The organism is Phenylobacterium sp., from assembly GCF_030646615.1.
GTDB lineage: Bacteria > Pseudomonadota > Alphaproteobacteria > Caulobacterales > Caulobacteraceae > Phenylobacterium.
On the sequence record NZ_JAUSLG010000074.1, the window covers coordinates 85,793 to 103,772 of the forward strand.

Annotated in this window: 18 protein-coding genes and 1 other RNA gene; 11 read left to right on the forward strand and 8 right to left on the reverse strand. The window is 67.6% G+C overall.

Annotated elements, in window-relative coordinates; translation table 11 throughout:
• Positions 1 to 6 precede the first annotated feature (6 nt).
• Genes ccoP through ccoN form a run of 4 tightly spaced genes read right to left on the reverse strand, consistent with a single transcriptional unit; the run spans position 7 to position 3,432 of the window.
• Positions 7 to 873, reverse strand: coding sequence for a cytochrome-c oxidase, cbb3-type subunit III (gene ccoP / locus Q7S93_RS13815; protein ID WP_304714486.1), 867 nt, complete (start codon positions 871 to 873; stop codon positions 7 to 9).
• Positions 860 to 1,039, reverse strand: coding sequence for a cbb3-type cytochrome c oxidase subunit 3 (locus tag Q7S93_RS13820; RefSeq protein WP_304714487.1), 180 nt, complete (start codon positions 1,037 to 1,039; stop codon positions 860 to 862). The genes ccoP and Q7S93_RS13820 overlap by 14 nt, the downstream gene beginning before the upstream one ends.
• Positions 1,036 to 1,773: a cytochrome-c oxidase, cbb3-type subunit II gene (gene ccoO, locus Q7S93_RS13825; protein WP_304714488.1), complete on the reverse strand. Its 738-nt coding sequence runs from the start codon at positions 1,771 to 1,773 to the stop codon at positions 1,036 to 1,038. The genes Q7S93_RS13820 and ccoO overlap by 4 nt, the downstream gene beginning before the upstream one ends.
• A gap of 9 nt (positions 1,774 to 1,782) precedes the next feature.
• Positions 1,783 to 3,432, reverse strand: coding sequence for a cytochrome-c oxidase, cbb3-type subunit I (ccoN, locus tag Q7S93_RS13830; RefSeq protein WP_304714489.1), 1,650 nt, complete (start codon positions 3,430 to 3,432; stop codon positions 1,783 to 1,785).
• A 127-nt stretch (positions 3,433 to 3,559) separates the two neighbouring features.
• Between ccoN and Q7S93_RS13835 the strand changes: the two genes are divergently transcribed.
• The 3 genes from Q7S93_RS13835 (at position 3,560) to Q7S93_RS13845 (ending at position 8,000) form a co-directional block, all read left to right on the forward strand.
• Entirely contained in the window at positions 3,560 to 3,814 is a 255-nt protein-coding gene (locus Q7S93_RS13835) for a hypothetical protein (RefSeq protein WP_304714491.1), read from the forward strand.
• Positions 3,815 to 3,920: 106 nt separating this feature from the next.
• Positions 3,921 to 4,925 carry a tRNA dihydrouridine(20/20a) synthase DusA gene (dusA, locus tag Q7S93_RS13840; RefSeq protein WP_304714492.1) on the forward strand — a complete coding sequence of 335 codons (1,005 nt, stop codon included), beginning with the start codon at positions 3,921 to 3,923 and terminating at the stop codon, positions 4,923 to 4,925.
• Positions 4,926 to 5,093: 168 nt separating this feature from the next.
• Positions 5,094 to 8,000, forward strand: a complete 2,907-nt coding sequence (locus Q7S93_RS13845; RefSeq protein WP_304714493.1) for a TonB-dependent receptor domain-containing protein — start codon at positions 5,094 to 5,096, stop codon at positions 7,998 to 8,000.
• A 36-nt stretch (positions 8,001 to 8,036) separates the two neighbouring features.
• Here Q7S93_RS13845 and Q7S93_RS13850 read toward each other — a convergent pair whose 3' ends face one another.
• The 3 genes from Q7S93_RS13850 to Q7S93_RS13860 all read right to left on the reverse strand — a co-directional run bounded on the left by Q7S93_RS13850 (position 8,037) and on the right by Q7S93_RS13860 (position 9,390).
• Positions 8,037 to 8,552, reverse strand: coding sequence for a GNAT family N-acetyltransferase (locus Q7S93_RS13850; RefSeq protein WP_304714494.1), 516 nt, complete (start codon positions 8,550 to 8,552; stop codon positions 8,037 to 8,039).
• A complete protein-coding gene (locus tag Q7S93_RS13855) occupies positions 8,549 to 9,061 on the reverse strand; it encodes a TIGR02281 family clan AA aspartic protease (protein ID WP_304714495.1) in 513 nt (170 codons plus the stop codon). The genes Q7S93_RS13850 and Q7S93_RS13855 overlap by 4 nt, the downstream gene beginning before the upstream one ends.
• 122 nt (positions 9,062 to 9,183) lie before the next feature.
• On the reverse strand, positions 9,184 to 9,390 hold the full coding sequence (locus tag Q7S93_RS13860; protein ID WP_304714496.1) for a DUF1289 domain-containing protein: 207 nt from the start codon (positions 9,388 to 9,390) through the stop codon (positions 9,184 to 9,186).
• Between the two features lie 202 nt (positions 9,391 to 9,592).
• Between Q7S93_RS13860 and Q7S93_RS13865 the strand changes: the two genes are divergently transcribed.
• Together Q7S93_RS13865 and Q7S93_RS13870 are read left to right on the forward strand one after the other, a co-directional pair.
• Positions 9,593 to 9,958 carry a hypothetical protein gene (locus Q7S93_RS13865; protein WP_304714497.1) on the forward strand — a complete coding sequence of 122 codons (366 nt, stop codon included), beginning with the start codon at positions 9,593 to 9,595 and terminating at the stop codon, positions 9,956 to 9,958.
• Between the two features lie 150 nt (positions 9,959 to 10,108).
• Positions 10,109 to 11,620 (forward strand): phospholipase D-like domain-containing protein, encoded by a 1,512-nt coding sequence (locus Q7S93_RS13870; protein WP_304714498.1) that lies wholly within the window; start codon positions 10,109 to 10,111, stop codon positions 11,618 to 11,620.
• Here the strand turns inward: Q7S93_RS13870 and Q7S93_RS13875 are convergent.
• A complete protein-coding gene (locus Q7S93_RS13875) occupies positions 11,584 to 12,315 on the reverse strand; it encodes an endonuclease/exonuclease/phosphatase family protein (RefSeq protein WP_304714500.1) in 732 nt (243 codons plus the stop codon). The genes Q7S93_RS13870 and Q7S93_RS13875 overlap by 37 nt on opposite strands.
• Positions 12,316 to 12,494: 179 nt before the next feature.
• Between Q7S93_RS13875 and Q7S93_RS13880 the strand changes: the two genes are divergently transcribed.
• From Q7S93_RS13880 to rnpB, 6 genes are all read left to right on the forward strand, one after another.
• Entirely contained in the window at positions 12,495 to 13,697 is a 1,203-nt protein-coding gene (locus Q7S93_RS13880) for an acyl-CoA dehydrogenase family protein (RefSeq protein ID WP_304714501.1), read from the forward strand.
• Between the two features lie 192 nt (positions 13,698 to 13,889).
• Complete coding sequence (locus tag Q7S93_RS13885) at positions 13,890 to 15,035, forward strand: acyl-CoA dehydrogenase family protein (RefSeq protein ID WP_304714502.1); 1,146 nt, start codon at positions 13,890 to 13,892, stop codon at positions 15,033 to 15,035.
• A gap of 87 nt (positions 15,036 to 15,122) precedes the next feature.
• The gene (locus Q7S93_RS13890) at positions 15,123 to 16,016 is read left to right on the forward strand and encodes a DMT family transporter (protein ID WP_304714503.1); all 894 of its coding nucleotides are present in this window, start codon (positions 15,123 to 15,125) and stop codon (positions 16,014 to 16,016) included.
• A gap of 4 nt (positions 16,017 to 16,020) precedes the next feature.
• Positions 16,021 to 16,740, forward strand: coding sequence for an N-acetylmuramoyl-L-alanine amidase (locus tag Q7S93_RS13895; RefSeq protein ID WP_304714504.1), 720 nt, complete (start codon positions 16,021 to 16,023; stop codon positions 16,738 to 16,740).
• Complete coding sequence (locus tag Q7S93_RS13900) at positions 16,740 to 17,348, forward strand: FMN-binding negative transcriptional regulator (protein WP_304714505.1); 609 nt, start codon at positions 16,740 to 16,742, stop codon at positions 17,346 to 17,348. The genes Q7S93_RS13895 and Q7S93_RS13900 overlap by 1 nt, the downstream gene beginning before the upstream one ends.
• A 44-nt stretch (positions 17,349 to 17,392) precedes the next feature.
• Positions 17,393 to 17,789: RNase P RNA component class A (rnpB, locus tag Q7S93_RS13905), an RNA gene on the forward strand.
• Positions 17,790 to 17,980 lie beyond the last annotated feature (191 nt).

The window sequence follows — 17,980 nt, forward strand, 5'->3', positions numbered from 1 at the left end:
GGGTGCTCACTGGCCGCCGGCGTTGGCGTGGACGTAGACCGCCAGGGCCTTCAGGGTCTCGTCGTCGAACCGCCCGGCCCAGGACGGCATCACGCCATTGCGACCCGACCAGATCTGGGTGCGGATCTCTTCGCGGGAGGGGCCATAGAGCCATTCGCCATCGGTCAGGTTCGGCGCGCCCTGGGCCTGGTCCCCCGTGCCCGTCGCCCCATGGCAGGAGACGCATTGGGCCGCATAGATCGGCGCGGCCCGCGCGACGGCGGCCTTGTCGGCCTCACGGCCCGACAGGCTGACCACCAGTTCGGTGAGGTCGTTGACCTGTGGGCCCGTCAGCATCTGGTCGCGGCCGAAGGCGGGCATCTGTGAGAAGCGCGCCCCCTCGGCGCCGGACCGGACGCCGACCTGCAGGGTGTGGTGGATGTCGGCCAGGCCGCCGCCCCACAGCCAGATGTCGTCCACCAGATTGGGATAGCCCTTGGCCCCGCCGCCGCCGGCCCCGTGGCAGGTGGCGCAGTTGTCGCCGAACACCGACTGGCCCACGGCCATGGCGTATTCCTGCAGGGCGGGATCGGACTCGATCTCCTCCAGGGTGGCGTTGGTCAGGCGGGCCGCGCCCTCGCCGCGGAGATCGCGCAGGGCCTGAAGCTCCTGGGCCACATTGGCGCGGTCGGACTGACCCATCACGCCCTTGGTGTAGCCGTTGATCCCCGGCCAGGCCGGCAGCAGCACCCAATAGACGATCGCCACGATGATGCTGGCCCAGAACACATAGAGCCACCAGCGGGGCAGGGGATTGTCGAGCTCCTTGATGCCGTCCCATTCGTGGCCGGTGGTCTCGACGCCGGTGACCTCGTCGGCCTCACGCTTGGACATTGTTGTCCTCATCCTTTTCGAGGGGCAGGTGGGCGGCGCGGCGGAAGGTCTCGCTGTTGCGCGGCCAGAGGGCGTAGACGACGCCCGCGGCGAAGATGGCGGCGAAGTAGAGCGTCCCGCCCTGTTGGGCGAAGCGGGCCACCGTCTCGTAGGTCAGCGCGCTCATCGCAGGTTCTCCTCGGCTTCGTAGGTGGAGAAGTCGACCAGCGTGCCCAGCATCTGGAGATAGGCGATCAGGGCGTCCATCTCGGTCAGCCGGGCGGGGTCGCCGTCGAAGTCCCGCTGCAGGACGGCCTCGCCATAGCGACCGCGGAAGTCCCGGGACGAGGCGAACGGATCGGCCTGGGTGCGCAGATCGGCCTGGGCGGCGTCGATCATCCCCTGGGTATAGGGCACGCCGACCTTGGTCATGGCCGCGAGCTTGGCCTCGACGTCCTTCTGCTCCAGCTCCTTCTTCGCCAGGAAGGCGTAGGGGGGCATGACCGACTCCGGGACCACCGAGCGCGGATCGATCAGGTGGTCGCTGTGCCAGGCGTCGGAATACTTGCCGCCGACCCGGGCGAGGTCGGGCCCGGTGCGCTTGGACCCCCACTGGAACGGGTGGTCGTACATGCTCTCGGCCGCCAGGCTGTAGTGGCCGTAACGCTCGACCTCGTCGCGCAGGGGCCGGATCATCTGCGAGTGGCAGGTGTAGCAGCCCTCGCGGATGTAGATGTCCCGCCCCGCCAACTCGAGGGGTGTGTAGGGACGGACCCCCTCCACCTTCTCGATGGTGCTCTCCAGGTAGAAGAGCGGGGCGATCTCCACCAGGCCGCCCACCGACACCACCAGCAGGATGGCCACGGTCAGGAGGATGGAGCGGCGTTCGAGGACGCCGTGCTTGTTCCAGACAGACTTCATCGTAGCCCCCTATTCGGCCGGGATCAGCGCAGGGGCGGTGACCGCGGTCTGCGAGGCGGGGCTCGGCAGACGGATCGTACGCCACAGGTTGTAGGACATGATCAGGGCGCCGGAGAGGTACATGAGGCCCCCCACGGTGCGGATGATATTCTCGACGTGCTTGGCAGCCACGGTCTCAACAAAGGCGTTGGCGAGGAAGCCTTGCGACGTGTATTCGCGCCACATTAAGCCTTCCATGATGCCCGACACCCACATGGCGCAGATGTAGAGAAGAATGCCTGTGGTCGCGATCCAGAAGTGCCACTCCACCAGCTTGTTCGAATACAGGCTATCCTTCTTCCACAACCAAGGAACCATGCAGTACATGGCGCCGAAGCTGATGAAGCCGACCCAGCCGAGCGCGCCCGAATGGACGTGGCCAATGGTCCAGTCGGTGTAGTGGGACAGCGAGTTGACCGCCCGGATCGACATCAGCGGACCTTCGAAGGTCGACATGCCGTAGAAGGCGATGGCCACCACCATCATCCGGATGACCGGGTCGGTGCGCAGCTTGTCCCAGGCGCCCGAGAGCGTCATCAGGCCGTTGATCATCCCGCCCCAGGACGGCATCCACAGCATGATCGAGAAGGTCATGCCCAGCGTCTGGGCCCACTGCGGCAGGGCCGTGTAGTGCAGGTGGTGGGGACCGGCCCAGATGTAGATGAAGATCAGCGACCAGAAGTGGACGATGGACAGGCGGTACGAATAGACCGGCCGCTCGGCCCGCTTGGGCACGAAATAGTACATCATCCCCAGGAAGCCGGCGGTCAGGAAGAAACCGACGGCGTTGTGGCCGTACCACCACTGGGTCAGGGCGTCCTGGACGCCGGCGAACAGGGAATAGCTGCGGTGGTGCAGGGCCCCGACCGGCATGGCCAGGTTGTTGATCACATGCAGCAGGGCGACCGTGACGATGAAGGCCAGGTAGAACCAGTTGGCCACATAGATGTGGGGTTCTTTCCGCTTCCACAGGGTCCCCAGGAAGACCAGCAGATAGGCGACCCAGACCACGGTCAGCCACAGGTCCACATACCATTCCGGCTCGGCATATTCCCGGCTCTGGGTGATGCCGGCCAGATAGCCGGTGGCGGCAAGCACGATGAACAGCTGGTAGCCCCAGAAGACGAACCAGGGCCAGGCGCCGCCGGCCAGGCGCGCCTTGGAGGTCCGCTGGACCACATAGAAGGAGGTGGCGATCAGGGCGTTGCCGCCGAAGGCGAAGATCACGCCCGAGGTGTGCAGGGGCCGCAGCCGGCCGAAGTTCAGCCAGCCATGCTCAGGGAAGTACAGCAGGTTGGGCCAGGTCAGCTGGGCGGCGATCACCACCCCCACCAGCAGGCCGACCACGGCCCAGAACATGGTGGCGATGACCCCGGCCCGGATCACCCCGTCGGAATAGTGGCTCTCTGAGCTGCGCAGGCGCCCCGAATTCAGGGCCACCGTCAGGACCCCGAAGGCCAGGACGAAGGCGCCGATCAGCAGGTAGCCATGGAAGCGGAACAGGCGATCATCGGAGAAGGCCGTCGCGAATATCGCCCCCAGGGCGGCGAGCCCAGTGAAGGCGTAGAGCAGGAGCGCATCGAGCGGCGCCCGATCCTGCCCAGCGATTGATTGATTCATGATCCCCAGCGACTCGGTGCGAATGACGTTCGCCACCTCTGCCGCCGGGGCCGCTCGCCGGCCTTGATCCATCTCAAGGCCAGAGGCCCCGGGCCTGGGCGATCAAGGGCCAAAGAGGAGTCTGATCATGCGCGCCCAATCCCTGGCCGGCCGGGAGAGCCGGCTCATCGCCGGCCTTACGGCCTGGGTCGCTGCGGCGCTCAGCGCCGAATATGCCTGGCTGCACGCCCGCTCGACGGAGGTGCTCTATGGCGCCATCTGCGGCGAAGGGCCGCTGGCCCACTGCGCCGCCTGCTACGCCGCGCCGATGCTTGCCCTGGCCGGCGCTGGCCTGCTGGCGCCGGAAGGCCTGAAGGCGCTGCGGGCGGTGGCTGGGCGGTAGGCTGGGCGCCGACGAGGCGCCCCACGTGACGCGGTCGAAAGACGGGCGCTTCCGGTGTATAGGGCGCTCGACATCGCCCCCGAAACCCGCCTGACCCGCCGAGCCCTTGCCGCCTCAGCCCGCCTTCCCACCCCACCGCCTGTCCGTCGCACCCATGATGGACTGGACGGACCGGCATTGCCGGAGCCTGCATCGGGTGCTGTCGAAGCATGCGCTGCTCTATACCGAGATGGTCACCACGGGGGCGGTGCTGCATGGGGATCGGGAGCGGTTGCTGGGCTATGACGCCGCGGAGCATCCGGTGGCCCTGCAGCTCGGCGGGTCCGATCCCGCCGATCTGGCGGCGGCGGCCAAGATCGGCGCCGACCTGGGCTATGACGAGATCAACCTCAATGTCGGCTGTCCGTCCGACCGGGTGCAGAGCGGGCGGTTCGGCGCCTGTCTGATGCGTGAGCCGGCCCTGGTGGCCGAGTGCATGGCCGCCATCGGCGCCGCCGTCCACGTGCCCGTCACCGTCAAGTGCCGAATCGGGGTCGACGACCAGGACCCTGAAGTGAGCCTGTTCACCCTGGTGGATCTCTGCGCCCAGGCCGGGGTGCGCACCTTCGTGGTCCATGCCCGCAAGGCCTGGCTGAAGGGCCTCTCGCCCAAGGAGAACCGGGACGTGCCGCCGCTGGACTATGAGCTGGTCTATCGGCTCAAGCGCCAGCGCCCCGACCTGACCATCGTCCTGAACGGCGGCGTGCCGGACCTCGCCGCGGCCGCATCGCATCTGCAGCAGGCCGACGGGGTGATGCTCGGCCGTGCGGCCTATCACACGCCGGAGATCCTGGGGGCGGTGGACGCCGAGGTGTTCGGGGCCGGCGAGGTGATCGACTCCGCGATGGCGGTGGAGCTCTACCGGCCCTATCTCGCCGCCCGCCTCCAGGACGGCACGCCGCTGGCCGCCATGAGCCGGCACATGCTGGGCCTGTTCCATGGCCGCCCCGGCGCGCGGGCCTGGCGGCGTATCCTGACGGTGGAAGGGGTCAAGCCCGGCGCCGGGCTGGAGGTGGTGGACGCCGCCCTGGCCGCCGTGATCCAGGCCCGCGAGGCGCGGGACGCCGCCTGAGGGCGGTCATCCCGACGGGCGGGCTGCGCGCCGCCGCGCGCCCCGAACCTGCGGCCAAATCTCCTCGGGTCGACTTCCGTTTGCCTAAGCGCGACTCATAGATCATCGTTCCTGGACCGACGATATTTGACCGCCACTCATAAAAACCAGGCGGCACAGGAGGAAACGATGAAGCGTGCATTTCTGCGCGGGAGCTCGGCCTTGGCCGGACTTCTCGCTTTCGGTTTGAGCGGCGCGGCGCAAGCCCAGGACTCCACCATGGTGGAAGAGGTGGTCGTCACCGGCTCGTTCATCCGCGGGACTCCGGAGGATGCGGCCCTGCCGGTCGATGTGGTCAACAGCGAGGAACTGGCGCGGCGCGGCTCGCCGACCACCGTCGATCTCATCAAGTCACTCCCGGTCAGCGGCCCGGTTCTGGGCGACTCCAATCAGTTCTCCACGACGGCCCAGGGGCAGTTGGGCGCCGGCACGGTGAACCTCCGGGGCATAGGCTCGCTCCGCACCCTGGTGCTGCTGAACGGCCGCCGGACCACGGCCTCCCCCGGGGCGGGCTCTGGCGGCGTGGACACCAACCTTCTGCCCGTGGCGGCGATCGGCCGCGTCGAGGTGCTCAAGGACGGGGCGGCGGCCACCTATGGCTCGGACGCCATCGGCGGCGTGGTCAACTTCATCACCCGCAAGAACTTCAGGGGGCTTGAGGTGAGCGCCGACTACCGCCTGGTGGACGGCTCCGACGGCGACTATACGGCCAGCCTCGTCTACGGCTGGGTGGGCGAGCGGTCCAATATCCTGCTGACCGCCGGCTATCAGCATCGCTCGGAACTGCGCAGCACGGAGCGGGACTGGGCCAACCAGGACTATCTGGTCAATCCCTCGGGCTATTCCGTCCTCGGGCAGCCGGGATCCTTCCTGCCGCGCAACGGCGCCACGCCCACCGCCGGGGTGCAACGGGACGCCAACTGCACGGCGCTGGGCGGCTTCGCCGGCTTCTCCGGGACCACGCCGGCCTGCTTCTTCACCTATGTCCCGTTCGACAACGTGATCGAGGATGAGAACCGCTACCAGATCTATGGCGAGTTCAATGTCGACCTGGCCGACAACCTGCAGTTCCACGGCGAGGCGCTCTACGCCAAGACCGACATTCCCAACGTCCTCTTCTCGCCCTCCTATCCGCCGACCTCCGGCCCCAACGGACCCGGCAGCGTCGGCGTCTTCACCGCGCCGATCAGCAATCCCGGCGTCCTGACCGGGTTGCAGCAGGCGGGCCTTTCCGCGGCCCAGATCGCGGCGACCAACAATGTGTCCCTGACCCTCTGGCGGGCCCTGGGCGCGGGGGGCAATCCGGCGGAAGACTTCGGCGGCCAAGTGGGGAGCCGCGCCTACGAGATCTACCGCGTGTCGGGCGGTTTCTCCGGCGAGTTCGCCTTTGGCGTCGGGTGGGATACGGCGATCACCTTCTCCCAGGCGACCAGCAATCAGAACACCACCGACATCCTGATCGATCGCCTTCAGCGGGCGCTGAACGGCCTGGGCGGGGTCAACTGCTCGGGCGCGACCCCGGGACAGAATGGCTGCCAGTATCTGAACCCCTTCTCCAACGGCTATGCCAGCAATCCGGCCCTGGGCCTCGCCAATCCGGGCTTCGTGCCCGCCAACGCTAACGATCCGGACCTGGTGGCCTGGCTGTTCGACACCCAGCAGTCGGAGAACCGCCAAAGCCTGCTGGTGATCGACGCGGTCCTGAACGGCCAGCTGGGCGGCTTCGAACTGCCGGGCGGGTCGATCGGGTGGGCCGTCGGCGCCCAATATCGCCGCAATGAGCTTCAGACGACCCTGAACAGTCCCTTCCAGGACGCCCGGGTCACGCCCTGTCCCGTGGTGGGGGTGACGACCTGCGCCTTCGCCACCGGCCCCTACATCTTCCTCGGCCAGAGCCGGCCCTCGCAGTTGGACGACACCATCTACGCCGTCTTCGCCGAGGCCAGCCTGCCGATCACGGACGACCTCAACGCCCAGCTGGCGATCCGCTTCGAGGACTATGGCGGCCAGACCGGATCGACCACCAATCCCAAGCTGGCCCTGAAGTGGCAGCTCACCGAAGCCCTCGCCCTGCGGGGATCGGTGGGGACCACCTTCCGCGGTCCGACTCCCGTCAATCGTTCGACCAATCAGGTGACCGGCCTCTCGGGCATCATCGCGGCCGGTAACAACTTCAAGTCCGTGGACCTTCCCGGAAACCCGGCCATCGGCCCGGAAAAGGCCCTGACCTACAATGTGGGCGCGATCTACGAGCAGGGCGGTTTCCGCGCCATCGTCGACTACTGGAGCTTCAAGATCGAAGACCAGATCACCACGGTGCCGGCCAATGTGGTCGCCACGGCCGTGGCTGGCGTCGGCAACGGGACCCAGGCGGTCAACTGCGCCAATCCGCTGCGGGAACTGATCACCTTCAACAACAACAACAGCTGCGTTCAGGGCGTGACCGTGGGCAACGATATCGCCCGGGTGCTGTCGCCGACCACAAATGGGCCGGAGATCAATGTCTCGGGCGTGGATGTGCAGATGGACTTCACCGCCAACGACATCTGGGGCGGTCGGGCGCGGGCCGGAGTCTCGGCCAGCTATTACCTGGAGTACAAGTTCGAGGCCTTCGAGTTCAATGGCACGCTGGTCAATGGAGCCTATGACGCCAAGGGCTTCACCAACTATGACCGCCTGCCGGGCACCATCTCGGACTGGCGCGCCAACGCCTACGCCGAATATGGCCGGGGGCCCCACAACCTGCGGGCGGACCTCACCTTCATCGATGGGGCCGTGGATAATCGGGCGCCCATCAGCGTCCAGGACGCCACGGGCGTTCCCAGGCCGGTGACCTTCGGCCAGAAGGTCGACGATTTCTACACCCTGGATCTCACCTACCAGACCGAACTGCCATGGGGCGTGGTGATGACGGCTTCGGCCTTCAACGTCTTCGACCGCGACCCGTCGGCGGCGCGGCTCGAGCTGAGCTATGACCCGTTCATCGGCAGTCCCTACGGTCGCACCTACAAGCTGGGCTTCCGCAAGCGGTTCTGAGGCGCCGGCGCCGGGGGCTTTCCCGGCGCCGCTCGCTCAAAGGGCGCTGATGTCCTCGCAGGTCATGAAGACGGCCGAGGGGCCATAGCCGGACACCTTGGCCGCCAGGTCCGGGGGGATGATGGCCGGCAGGGTCCAGCCCTGGCGTCGCCAGAAGGGGGCGGCGCCTTCCACCGCGATCAGTTCCGAACGGGCCAGGGCGAGCCCCAGGGCGGCGTCGCGCCCGGCGACCAGCAGCCTGCGGGCCAGGCCCTGGCCTCGGGCCGCCTCGGCGACAGACAGGTCGTGGACATACCAGCAGTCCTGAGGCGCCGACCTTGGCAGCACGGCGTCCACCGGCGGCGGTGATCCGGCCTCCCAGGGGTGGCTGACCAGATAGGCCCTGAGGTCTCCGCCCTGACGGGCGACCAGGTTGAGCGTCGGCGCCAGGGCCATGCGGCTGAGGAAGGCGGAGGCGGAGTCCTGCAGGGCGAGGGGATAGCCCAGGGCCTGCAGGGCCAGGACGTCGCCCAGGTCCTGCGGCGTCATGGGGCGCAGGACAAGATCGGTCACGGTCGCAGGATCAGGGAGGTCTGGGTGGCCTCGAACCGGTTCAGGCGGCCGAGATAGCTCATCCCCAGCAGGGAGGTATCGAGACCCTTCTCGATCACCAGGGCCTCCACATCGGTCACCCGGGCGCCGGCCACAGAGACGGCGTCCAGGCGGATGACGGCGGCACGGGTCTCGCCCGAGGCGGTGATCACCTTCTGCTGGTAGTCGAGGTCGGCGGGGGCGAAGCCCAGGCGCTGGGCGTCGGCCGGCGTCAGGGCCACGGCGCTGGCGCCGGTGTCCACGAGGAAGCGGATGCTGGCGCCGTTCACATCGCCCTGCGCCCAATAGTGACCGTCGCTGGCCTTGGCGATGGCGGCGGTCTCGGCCGCCCGCATGGCGGGCGCCGGCCCCTCGCGCAGGGTCGCCACCAGGGCCGAGGCGCCCCGGCCGGGATCCAGGGCCACCACCGTCTGGGCCGCGCCGACGGCCGAGACGGCCGCCACAAGAGTCAGCATGGCAAATTTGAGCATTTCGAGACCCGCCTCACCAAAGGCATAGCGGCCGTTTACGGCCTTGTTGTCTGGCGAGACTAAGGGGCGGCTGGTTTGCATCCGGTGAATCACCCCCAGCGACGCGCCCGGACTGGGCGGGCCTAGAAGAAGGCGAGCTTCTCTGGGGCGATGCGGTCACGGCGCGACGGCAGTTCGGCCATGATCGCCTCGCGGTCTTCCGGCGAGAGCCGCGCCCAGCCGGCCACCTCGGCCAGGGTCCTGAAGCAGCCCAGGCAAAGGGAGGATTGGCCGTCGATTACGCAGACCTTGATGCAGGGGGTCTTGATGGGGGCAGGAGGGGCGGTCATGGCCAAGGCTTAACGGGTTGCGCGCAGGCCGGCCAGAGGGCCGGCTCGGCCAGGGTCAGAAAGCCGACGTTTCATGAACTCCAAGTAATGAATGTGAATGAATATATTGTAATATTGGATTATCGATCCTTTCCAAGAGTTCATTTGAGTTTTTCTTCCGAACATCTCAGTTTGTGATCATTGATTTCGAGGGAGAAACACCATGAACTTCGCCGCTATTGTTCTTTCCGCCGCCGCGCTGGCCACTGCGGGCTCGGCCGCCGCCACCGAACTCAACGATATCGAGTTCCTGAAGGCGACCCGTTGCCTCGCCCTGGTCAAGTCGGATGTCGCCGCGGTGGACACCGCGGCCATCGAGGCCATGCTTCGCGACCAGGCCTATGGCCGGACGTCCTACGTGATGGAGCGGGCCAAGAACGAGCGCAGCCGCGCCACGCGCCAGGGGCGGTCCAAGGACGAAGGGGTTCAACTCGGCCTTCGCCAGGAAATCGCAGGTCCCTGCCAGGTGTGGCTGGGCGGCGAGGACAGCGTGGAGGCCGCCCGGGCCGCCGCACCCTCCGCCGGCTGATCTTTCAGACCTTCCGAGCTGTCGCCTGTCCCTTGGGCGCGCCTCTCCCCACGAGGCGCGCCCGTTTTTTGTTGGCCAAGGTGCGGGAACCAAGGCCTGAGCGTACGCCTTCTTGCGCCAATGGCCTTGGCCGTGCATGAGCCGGAGGCGATGAGTATTCTGACCCCAGGAGAAACCTGCTGGCGGCGCGAGCACGCGGGGCGGGCCGCTTTCCTCATCGATACCGAGGCCTACTTCAACGCGCTCGCCGAGATCCTGCCCAAGGCGCAGCGGTCGATCTACCTCCTGGGCTGGGGCTTTGATCCCCGCACGCGCCTGTCGCCCGACGGCTTCGACGGCCCCAATGATCCCGATGAGGTGGGGCGGGTCCTGGTGGAGCTGGCCAGGCGGCGCCCGGACCTCGATATCCGCCTGCTGATCTGGAAGTCGGCCCTGCCGATCAGCGCCAGCCAGAATTTCTTCCCCCACCGGGCCAAGCGCTGGTTCCACAACACAACGGTGCAACTGCGCCTTGATGAATCGGTGCCCATGGGCGCCTGCCATCACCAGAAGGTGCTGGTGGTGGACGACGCCATTGCGCTCTGCGGCGGCGGCGACATCTGCGTGGATCGCTGGGACACCGCCGGCCACCTGGACGGCGACCAGCGCCGCATCATGCCCGACCAGGAGTGTCACGCCCCGCGCCATGAGGTGATGATGATGGTGGACGGGGCGGCGGCCGAGGCGCTGGGGGACCTGTTCCGCATGCGCTGGCGCCGCTCGGCGGACGAGGTTGTGCCCAAGGCGGCGCCCGCGATCGGCGATCCCTGGCCTGCGCGGGTGCCGGCCCACATGCTCGACATCGAGGTGGGGATCGCCCGCACCCTGCCCGCCTGGAAGGGCGAGCCCATGACCGACGAGATCCGGCGCCTGACCCTGGCCTCCATCGCCCAGGCCAAGGACGTGATCTATCTGGAGAACCAGTACTTCACTTCGCCCATCTATGCCGAGGCCCTGGCTGCGCGTCTGCTGGAGCCGGATGGGCCGGAAGTCGTGCTGATCTCCACGGCCCGCAGCCCCAGCTGGTTCGACCAGCTGACCATGGACCGGGCCAGGTCCAACATGCTTTGGCGACTGAACGCCGCCGACATCTTCGGCCGTTTCCACGCCTACTGGCCGATGACCCCCTCGGGCCAGGAGATCATCGTCCACTCCAAGGTGACCGTGGTGGACGACCGCTTGGCCCGGGTCGGGTCGGCGAATCTGAACAACCGCTCGGGCGGCTTCGACACCGAGTGCGAACTGGCCGTGGAAGCCGATGGCGACCTGAACCGGCGCAGCATTGCGGCGCTGCGCAACCGGCTGATCGGTCATTTCATGGGCTATACGGGAGACGCCGTGGCCAAGGCCAGCCAGGAGCACGGCAGCATGGGCGCCGCCATCACCGCCTTGAACCGCGAGGGCCGGCTCCGGAAGCTCAAGTCCCAGGAGATGGGCGCGCTAGGGGACATGATCGCCGCCTTCCATATCGGCGATCCCGCCGATGTCGAGGACTCCTGGCGCATCTTCCGGAGGCGAGATCGCCTTTACGAGGCGTCAAGACGCCTCAGCCGCCTGGTGGCCGAGGGGCGCCCGGGGGCGGGGGCTCAGATAAGTTCGAAGTCCATCACCAGGGGGAGGTGATCGGAGGCGACCCTGGTTACGCGGTCATAGGGCGCAAAGACGTCCAGCACGCGGACCTGCTCGCTGACGAACAGGTGGTCGATCCGCAGGACCGGCATCACCGAGGGGAAGGTCGCCGACGGCGAGCGTTTGGCGGCATGCTTCCGGGCCGGGCGCAGGGCGCCGCTCAGGGTCCGGTACACCGCCGAGGCCGACGTCACATTGAAATCGCCGAGCAGGATGGTCGGCCCCTGCCGATCGGCATGCCCCAGCCAGGCGGGGCCCACCAGCGCCTGGGCCTGATTCTGCTGTTCCCGGGGCACGAGGCCGAGATGGGTGTTGAACACCTGCACCTCGCGCCCACCCAGATCCACCCCCACCCACAGCGCGCCCCGGGGCTCCAACTGGGAGACCCGCGCGTGGCCGGGCAGGGCGGCCGACCGGATCTTTCGCTCCGGGTGCCGGGTGAGGATGGCGTCGCCGTAGAGCTCCTCCTCCACCCGCATCGCCGGATGGAAGTGGAAGGCCATCTCCAGGCGCCGGGCGATCTCGTGGGCCTGGTCGACGCCGTTGGTGCGCATGCGGCCGACGTCCAACTCCTGCAGCGCGACAATGTCGGGCTCCAGGGCGGCGATGACATCGGCGATCCGGCCGACATCGAGACGACGATCGGTCCCGACGCAGCGGTGGACATTATAGGTGAGGATGCGGGCCATTCGGCGGTGTTCTGCGCGCCCTTGGCGGTCCAGGCAAGATGGCGAGGCGTCATGCCGTCCACCGGAATTCCTCTTCCGTTGACGTTAGCGTCATCTTTTCTCTTGAGGGCGGGAAGCCTATGGTCCGCGCCTGAGCGGGCCCGACGTCCGCACGCCCAGGAGCAGCCACGGAGCGCCCCATGAATCTCGATTTCTCCCCAGAAGACGCCGCCTTCCGCGAAGAGGTCCGCGCCTTCATCGCCGAGAATTACCCCAAGGACCTGCGCGCCAAGCAGGACAGCGGCGAACCGCTGGCCAAGGACGACTATCTGGCCTGGCACAAGGTGCTGGCCAAGAAGGGCTGGGTCGCCCCGTCGTGGCCGAAGGAATTCGGCGGGACCGACTGGACGCCGACCCAGAAGTATATCTGGTCTGAAGAACAGGCCCGGGCCGACACCATCGCGGTGTTGCCGTTCGGCGTCAGCATGCTGGCCCCGGTGATCTACACCTTCGGCACCGAGGAGCAGAAGAAGCAGTTCCTGCCCGGCATCTACAATGGCGAAGTGTGGTGGTGTCAGGGCTATTCCGAGCCCGGCGCCGGCTCCGACCTGGCCTCCCTCAAGACCCGCGCCGAGCGGGTGAAGGGCGACGACGGCAAGGAGTACTCCATCGTCAACGGCCAGAAGACCTGGACGACGCTCGGCCAGTTCGCCGACTGGGGCTTCTTCCTGGTGAAGACCGATCCGGACGTGAAGCCGCAGGCCGGCATCAGCTTCCTGCTGATCGACATGAAGAGCCCCGGCATCGAAGTCCGTCCGATCATCACCCTGGAGGGCGGCCACGAGGTCAACGACGTCTTCCTCGACAATGTGAAGGTGCCGGTGGAGAACCGGATCTTCCACGAGAACCAGGGCTGGACCTGCGCCAAGGCCCTGCTGGCCCACGAACGTTCCGGCATCGCCGGCGTCGCCCGCTCCAAGCGGGGCCTGGAACGCCTGCGGGAGATGGCCGGGACCGAGCAGAGCGACCTGGGCGGTCCGCTGCTGTCGGACACCTTCTTCAAGCGCAAGCTGGCCGAGCTGGAGATCGACCTGACGGCGCTGGAGTTTACAGAACTTCGCACCCTGGCCGGCGAGTCCAGCGGCAAGGGGCCTGGCCCGGAATCCTCGATCCTCAAGATCAAGGGCACCGAGATCCAGCAACGCCTGCAAGAACTGGCCCTGGAGGCCGCCGGCCATTACGGCGCGCCCTTCCTTCGCGACCTCGGCCACAACGCCAATATCGGCCCCGACTACGCCCAGGGCGTGGCCGGCGAGTACTTCAACGGCCGCAAGACGTCGATCTACGGCGGCTCCAACGAGATCCAGCGCAACATCATCGCCAAGATGGTGCTGGGTCTCTGAGCCGCAACCGGCGCAGATCCTTCGAGGCTCGCTCCGCTCGCACCTCAGGCTGAGGTGGAGCAGGCGGGCCAGTACGCCCTCATCCTGAGGCGCCCCGCAGGGGCCTCGAAGGACGAGGGCGGTTCCCTCATCGGCCGCAGCGCCCCAACCCCTCCCCGCAAGGGGGAGGGGCTCTGATCAGGAGATCATTGGATGGACTTCAGCTTCACAGACGAACAGTCGATGCTGCGCGACACGGTCGCGAGCTATCTGGCTGACCACTACGCCTTCGACGCCCGCCGGGCGGCGATCAAGAGCGAGGCCGGGTGGCGGCCGGAGGTCTGGAAGGCCTTCGCCGAGGAACTCGGCATTCTCGGCGCGCCCTTCTCCGAGGAGCTGGGCGGCCTGGGCGGCGGCCCGGTGGACAACATGGTCGTCATGGAGGAGTTCGGCAAAGCCCTGGTCGTCGAGCCCTATATGGGCACGGTGGTCATCGGCGGTGGTTTCCTGAAGCATTCCGGTCATGGCGCGGCCCCGGACCTGATCGAGAAGATCATCGCCGGCGACGCCATCTTCGCCTTCGCCTATGCCGAGCCCCAGGCCCGCTACACCTGGCAGGACCTGAAGACCACCGCGACCAAGGACGGCACGGGCTATGTGATCAACGGCCAGAAGGCGGTCGTGATCGGCGCCCCGTGGGCCACCCACCTGATCGTCACCGCCCGCACCGGCGGCGGCCAGCGCGATGCGCAGGGGGTCTCGGTCTTCCTGGTGGACAAGAACGCCAAGGGCGTCACCACGCGGGACTATCCCACCGTGGATGGCCAGCGGGCCTCTGAAGTCACCTTCGAAAACGTCTCCGTCGGCGTCGACGCCCTGATCGGCGCGGAGGGCAATGGCCTTCCCCTGGTCGAGAAGGTCATGGACGAGGCCATCGCCGCCACCTGCGCCGAGGCCTGTGGCGTGCTGCGCCGGCTGCAGGAAGGCACGGTGGAATACACCCGCACCCGCAAACAGTTCGGGGTCCCGATCTCGTCCTTCCAGGTGCTGCAGCACCGGATGGTCGAAATGTTCATCCAGCTCGAACAGTCGATCTCCATGACCTACATGGCCACGATCCGGCTGTCGGAAGAGGCCCAGGCCCGCGCCCAGGCGGTCTCGGCGGCCAAGGTCCAGATCGGCAAGGCCTGCCGCTTCGTCGGCCAGAACGCCGTCCAGCTGCATGGCGGCATGGCGATCACTGACGAGATGGCCATCGGCCACTACTTCAAGCGCGCCACGATGATCGAGGGGGTCTTCGGCTCCACCGACCATCACCTGGCCCGCTATGAGGCCCTGTCCTTCGGCAAGGCGGCCTGAGGCTGAAACGACTGCGCCGCCCGGTTCGCCGCCGGGCGGCGCGCATTCGCCTTGCCTTGCGCCTGGGAAGCAGGCTTAAGGCCAGCCATGGCCCTGCGTGATTTCGCCCTGATCGTCCTCGTCTGTCTGGTCTGGGCGACCAACAACATCATCTCGAAATTCGTGGTGGCCGATCTGGCCGTACCGCCCCTGTTCTACGCCGCCGTGCGCTTCGCCCTCGTGGCGCTGATCACCCTGCCTTGGCTGCTGCCCATGCCGCGTCCGCGCTGGCGGCTGCTGGTGGTGGCCCTGCTGATGGGGGGTGGCAACTTCGCCCTGCTGTTCATCGGCCTGCAGACGGCCACGGCTTCGGCCGCCGCGGTGGTCATCCAGGTGGGGGTGCCGATCACCACCGTGCTGTCCATGGTCATGCTGGGGGAGCGGGTGCGCTGGCGCCGCGGCATCGGCATTTCGCTCACCCTGGCTGGCGCCCTGGTGGTCATGTGGGATCCGGGCGGCTTCGTGGTCTCCACCGGCCTGCTGTTCGTCGTCGCCGCCGCCTTCCTGGGTTCGCTCGGCGCCGTGATGATGAAGCAGATGGGCGGGGTGCGGCCCCTGCAGTTCCAGGCCTGGGTGGGCTTCGCCTCCTTCTGGCCCCTGGCATTTCTCTCCCTTTGGCTGGAGCCGGGGCAGGTTACGGCCGGCTTTGCGGCCGGGTGGCCGTTCGTGGCGGCGGTGGTGTTCTCCGCTGTGGTCGTCTCGGTCGTCGCCCACACCGCCTATTACGGCCTGATCCAGCGCTATGAGGCCAATCTGATCTCCCCCCTGACCCTGATGACCCCGCTCGCCACCATCGCGCTGGGCGTCCTGATCATGAGCGACCCGTTCGGGCCGAAGATGGCCATCGGCACGGCGGTGGCCCTGGCGGGCGTCCTGATCATCGCCCTGAGGCCCAATCAGGTGGCCCCCCTCTTGCTCGCCTGGCGAAATCGCGCCGAATAGGGCCATGGACATCATTCCCGCCCCGTCGCCCAACTTCAACGAACGGCCCGGCCCGCCGGACATTCTCGTCATGCACTATACGGGGATGGAAAGCGGCGAGGCCGCCATCGCCCGCCTGCGCGACCCCGAGGCCAAGGTGAGCTCCCACTATGTGGTGGAGGAAGACGGCCGCATCTTCACCCTGGTGGCCGAGGAGCGCCGGGCCTGGCATGCCGGGGTCTCGTTCTGGAAGGGCGAACGCGACATCAATGGCCGCTCTATCGGCATCGAGATCGTCAATCCGGGCCACGAGTTCGGCTACCGGCCGTATCCGGACGCCCAGATCGCCGCCGTCATCGCGCTGACCGCCGACATCCGCACCCGCTGGATGATCGCCGACGGCGACATCATCGCCCATTCCGACGTGGCGCCCGCCCGCAAGATCGATCCGGGCGAGCTCTTCCCCTGGAAGGCGCTGGCCGAGGCCGGCCACGGCCTGTGGGTGGAGCCCGACCCTGCGCCGGGCGCCCCGCTGGCCGAAGGCGCAGAAGGAGCCGGGGTGTTCGCCTTCCAGGCCGGGCTGACACGCCTGGGTTATGAGTGCCCGCCGTCCGGACAGTTCGACAGCGCCACCACCACCGTGGTCAGCGCCTTCCAGCGCCACTGGCGGCCCCATCAGGTGGACGGGATCGCCGATGGCGAAACCCGCGCCCGGCTGATCGCGCTCCTGCGGGCCCAGGCCTGATGCATCCGGCCGCGCCCTTCCGGGCGGGGGACGCCGATGTGGTTCTCGCCCATCTCGCGGCCCATCCCCTGATGGCCCTGTTCGCCGTCTGCGAAGCCGGGCTACGGGTGGCCCATGCCCCGGTGATCGTGCGCCAGGACGGGGAGGGGGTCGTCCTGGACTTCCACCTGTCGCGCCACAACGCTCTGACGGCGGCTTTCGGCGGGGGCGCCGCGGCGCTGGCGGTTTCCCAGGGTCCTGACGCCTATGTGAGCCCCGACTGGTACGCGCAGGCCGATCAGGTCCCGACCTGGAACTACCTCACCGTCGAGGCCGAGGGCGGGGTGACGCCCCTGGATGAGGCCGCGCTCGTGGCGCTGCTGGACGACCTTTCGGCCCAGGAAGAAGCCAGGCTCGCGCCCAAGATCCCCTGGACGCGCCACAAGATGTCCCCAGGACGTTTCGAGGCGATGCTGGCCGGCATCCAGGGCTTCCGCCTGCGGCCCCACCGCCTGGAGGGCACGTTCAAGCTCTCGCAGAACAAGGCGGCCGATGAGCGGGCTCGGGTCGCCGCGGCCCTGGGGGATCGCCCGATCGCCCAGGCGATGGGACCCAGTCCCACCGACTGACACCCTTGACCGCGGCCGGCGGTGCGCCCACTGATCGCCGCGGATCAGACGGCTGGGCGGCCGCGGCCGCTTCGGCGGTCGAGGAAAGTCCGGGCTCCACGACGACATGGCGGCGGGTAACGCCCGCCGGGGGCGACCCCAGGGAAAGCGCCACAGAAAGCAAACCGCCTCTCTCCGGAGAGGTAAGGGTGAAAGGGTGCGGTAAGAGCGCACCGCGTTGGCGGCGACGTCGACGGCACGGCAAGCCCCGCCAGGAGCAAGACCGAATAGGGATTCCGCGCCGGCGCAAGCCGGTAGGGCCGTCGTTGGCCTGAGGCGTCCGGGTTGGTCGCGAGAACCGTCCCGCAAGGGCCGGTCCAGAGGAATGGTCGCCGCATCCGGCTCCAGGGTTCGCCCTGGGCCCGGGTGGCACAGAACCCGGCTTATAGGCCGTCTGATCCGCTCTCCCATCCCCAGCCAAGCGTTCAGTCCCAAGTATACTTAACATGTTCCATGTATGTTCTGTGGAGTGTTTACATGCGTTAACCATAATAAAGCTGCGACATCTTTGTATTCTGGGGATTCTGGGCGCTAGAGTCATTGCGACCCAATCCATCCCATGTTAACCCAATTCCTGTTCGCTGAGGCTGGCG

Excerpts from the sequence above, each read along its gene's own strand:
- Q7S93_RS13875 (WP_304714500.1), bottom strand. The coding sequence starts at position 12,315 with ATGGCCCGCATCCTCACCTATAATGTCCACCGCTGCGTCGGGACCGAT.
- Q7S93_RS13860 (WP_304714496.1), bottom strand. The coding sequence starts at position 9,390 with ATGACCGCCCCTCCTGCCCCCATCAAGACCCCCTGCATCAAGGTCTGC.
- Q7S93_RS13865 (WP_304714497.1), top strand. The coding sequence starts at position 9,593 with ATGAACTTCGCCGCTATTGTTCTTTCCGCCGCCGCGCTGGCCACTGCG.
- Q7S93_RS13890 (WP_304714503.1), top strand. The coding sequence starts at position 15,123 with ATGGCCCTGCGTGATTTCGCCCTGATCGTCCTCGTCTGTCTGGTCTGG.
- ccoP (WP_304714486.1), bottom strand. The coding sequence starts at position 873 with ATGTCCAAGCGTGAGGCCGACGAGGTCACCGGCGTCGAGACCACCGGC.
- Q7S93_RS13900 (WP_304714505.1), top strand. The coding sequence starts at position 16,740 with ATGCATCCGGCCGCGCCCTTCCGGGCGGGGGACGCCGATGTGGTTCTC.
- Q7S93_RS13870 (WP_304714498.1), top strand. The coding sequence starts at position 10,109 with ATGAGTATTCTGACCCCAGGAGAAACCTGCTGGCGGCGCGAGCACGCG.
- Q7S93_RS13885 (WP_304714502.1), top strand. The coding sequence starts at position 13,890 with ATGGACTTCAGCTTCACAGACGAACAGTCGATGCTGCGCGACACGGTC.
- ccoN (WP_304714489.1), bottom strand. The coding sequence starts at position 3,432 with ATGAATCAATCAATCGCTGGGCAGGATCGGGCGCCGCTCGATGCGCTC.
- Q7S93_RS13895 (WP_304714504.1), top strand. The coding sequence starts at position 16,021 with ATGGACATCATTCCCGCCCCGTCGCCCAACTTCAACGAACGGCCCGGC.
- Q7S93_RS13820 (WP_304714487.1), bottom strand. The coding sequence starts at position 1,039 with ATGAGCGCGCTGACCTACGAGACGGTGGCCCGCTTCGCCCAACAGGGC.
- ccoO (WP_304714488.1), bottom strand. The coding sequence starts at position 1,773 with ATGAAGTCTGTCTGGAACAAGCACGGCGTCCTCGAACGCCGCTCCATC.
- Q7S93_RS13845 (WP_304714493.1), top strand. The coding sequence starts at position 5,094 with ATGAAGCGTGCATTTCTGCGCGGGAGCTCGGCCTTGGCCGGACTTCTC.
- Q7S93_RS13835 (WP_304714491.1), top strand. The coding sequence starts at position 3,560 with ATGCGCGCCCAATCCCTGGCCGGCCGGGAGAGCCGGCTCATCGCCGGC.
- Q7S93_RS13880 (WP_304714501.1), top strand. The coding sequence starts at position 12,495 with ATGAATCTCGATTTCTCCCCAGAAGACGCCGCCTTCCGCGAAGAGGTC.
- Q7S93_RS13855 (WP_304714495.1), bottom strand. The coding sequence starts at position 9,061 with ATGCTCAAATTTGCCATGCTGACTCTTGTGGCGGCCGTCTCGGCCGTC.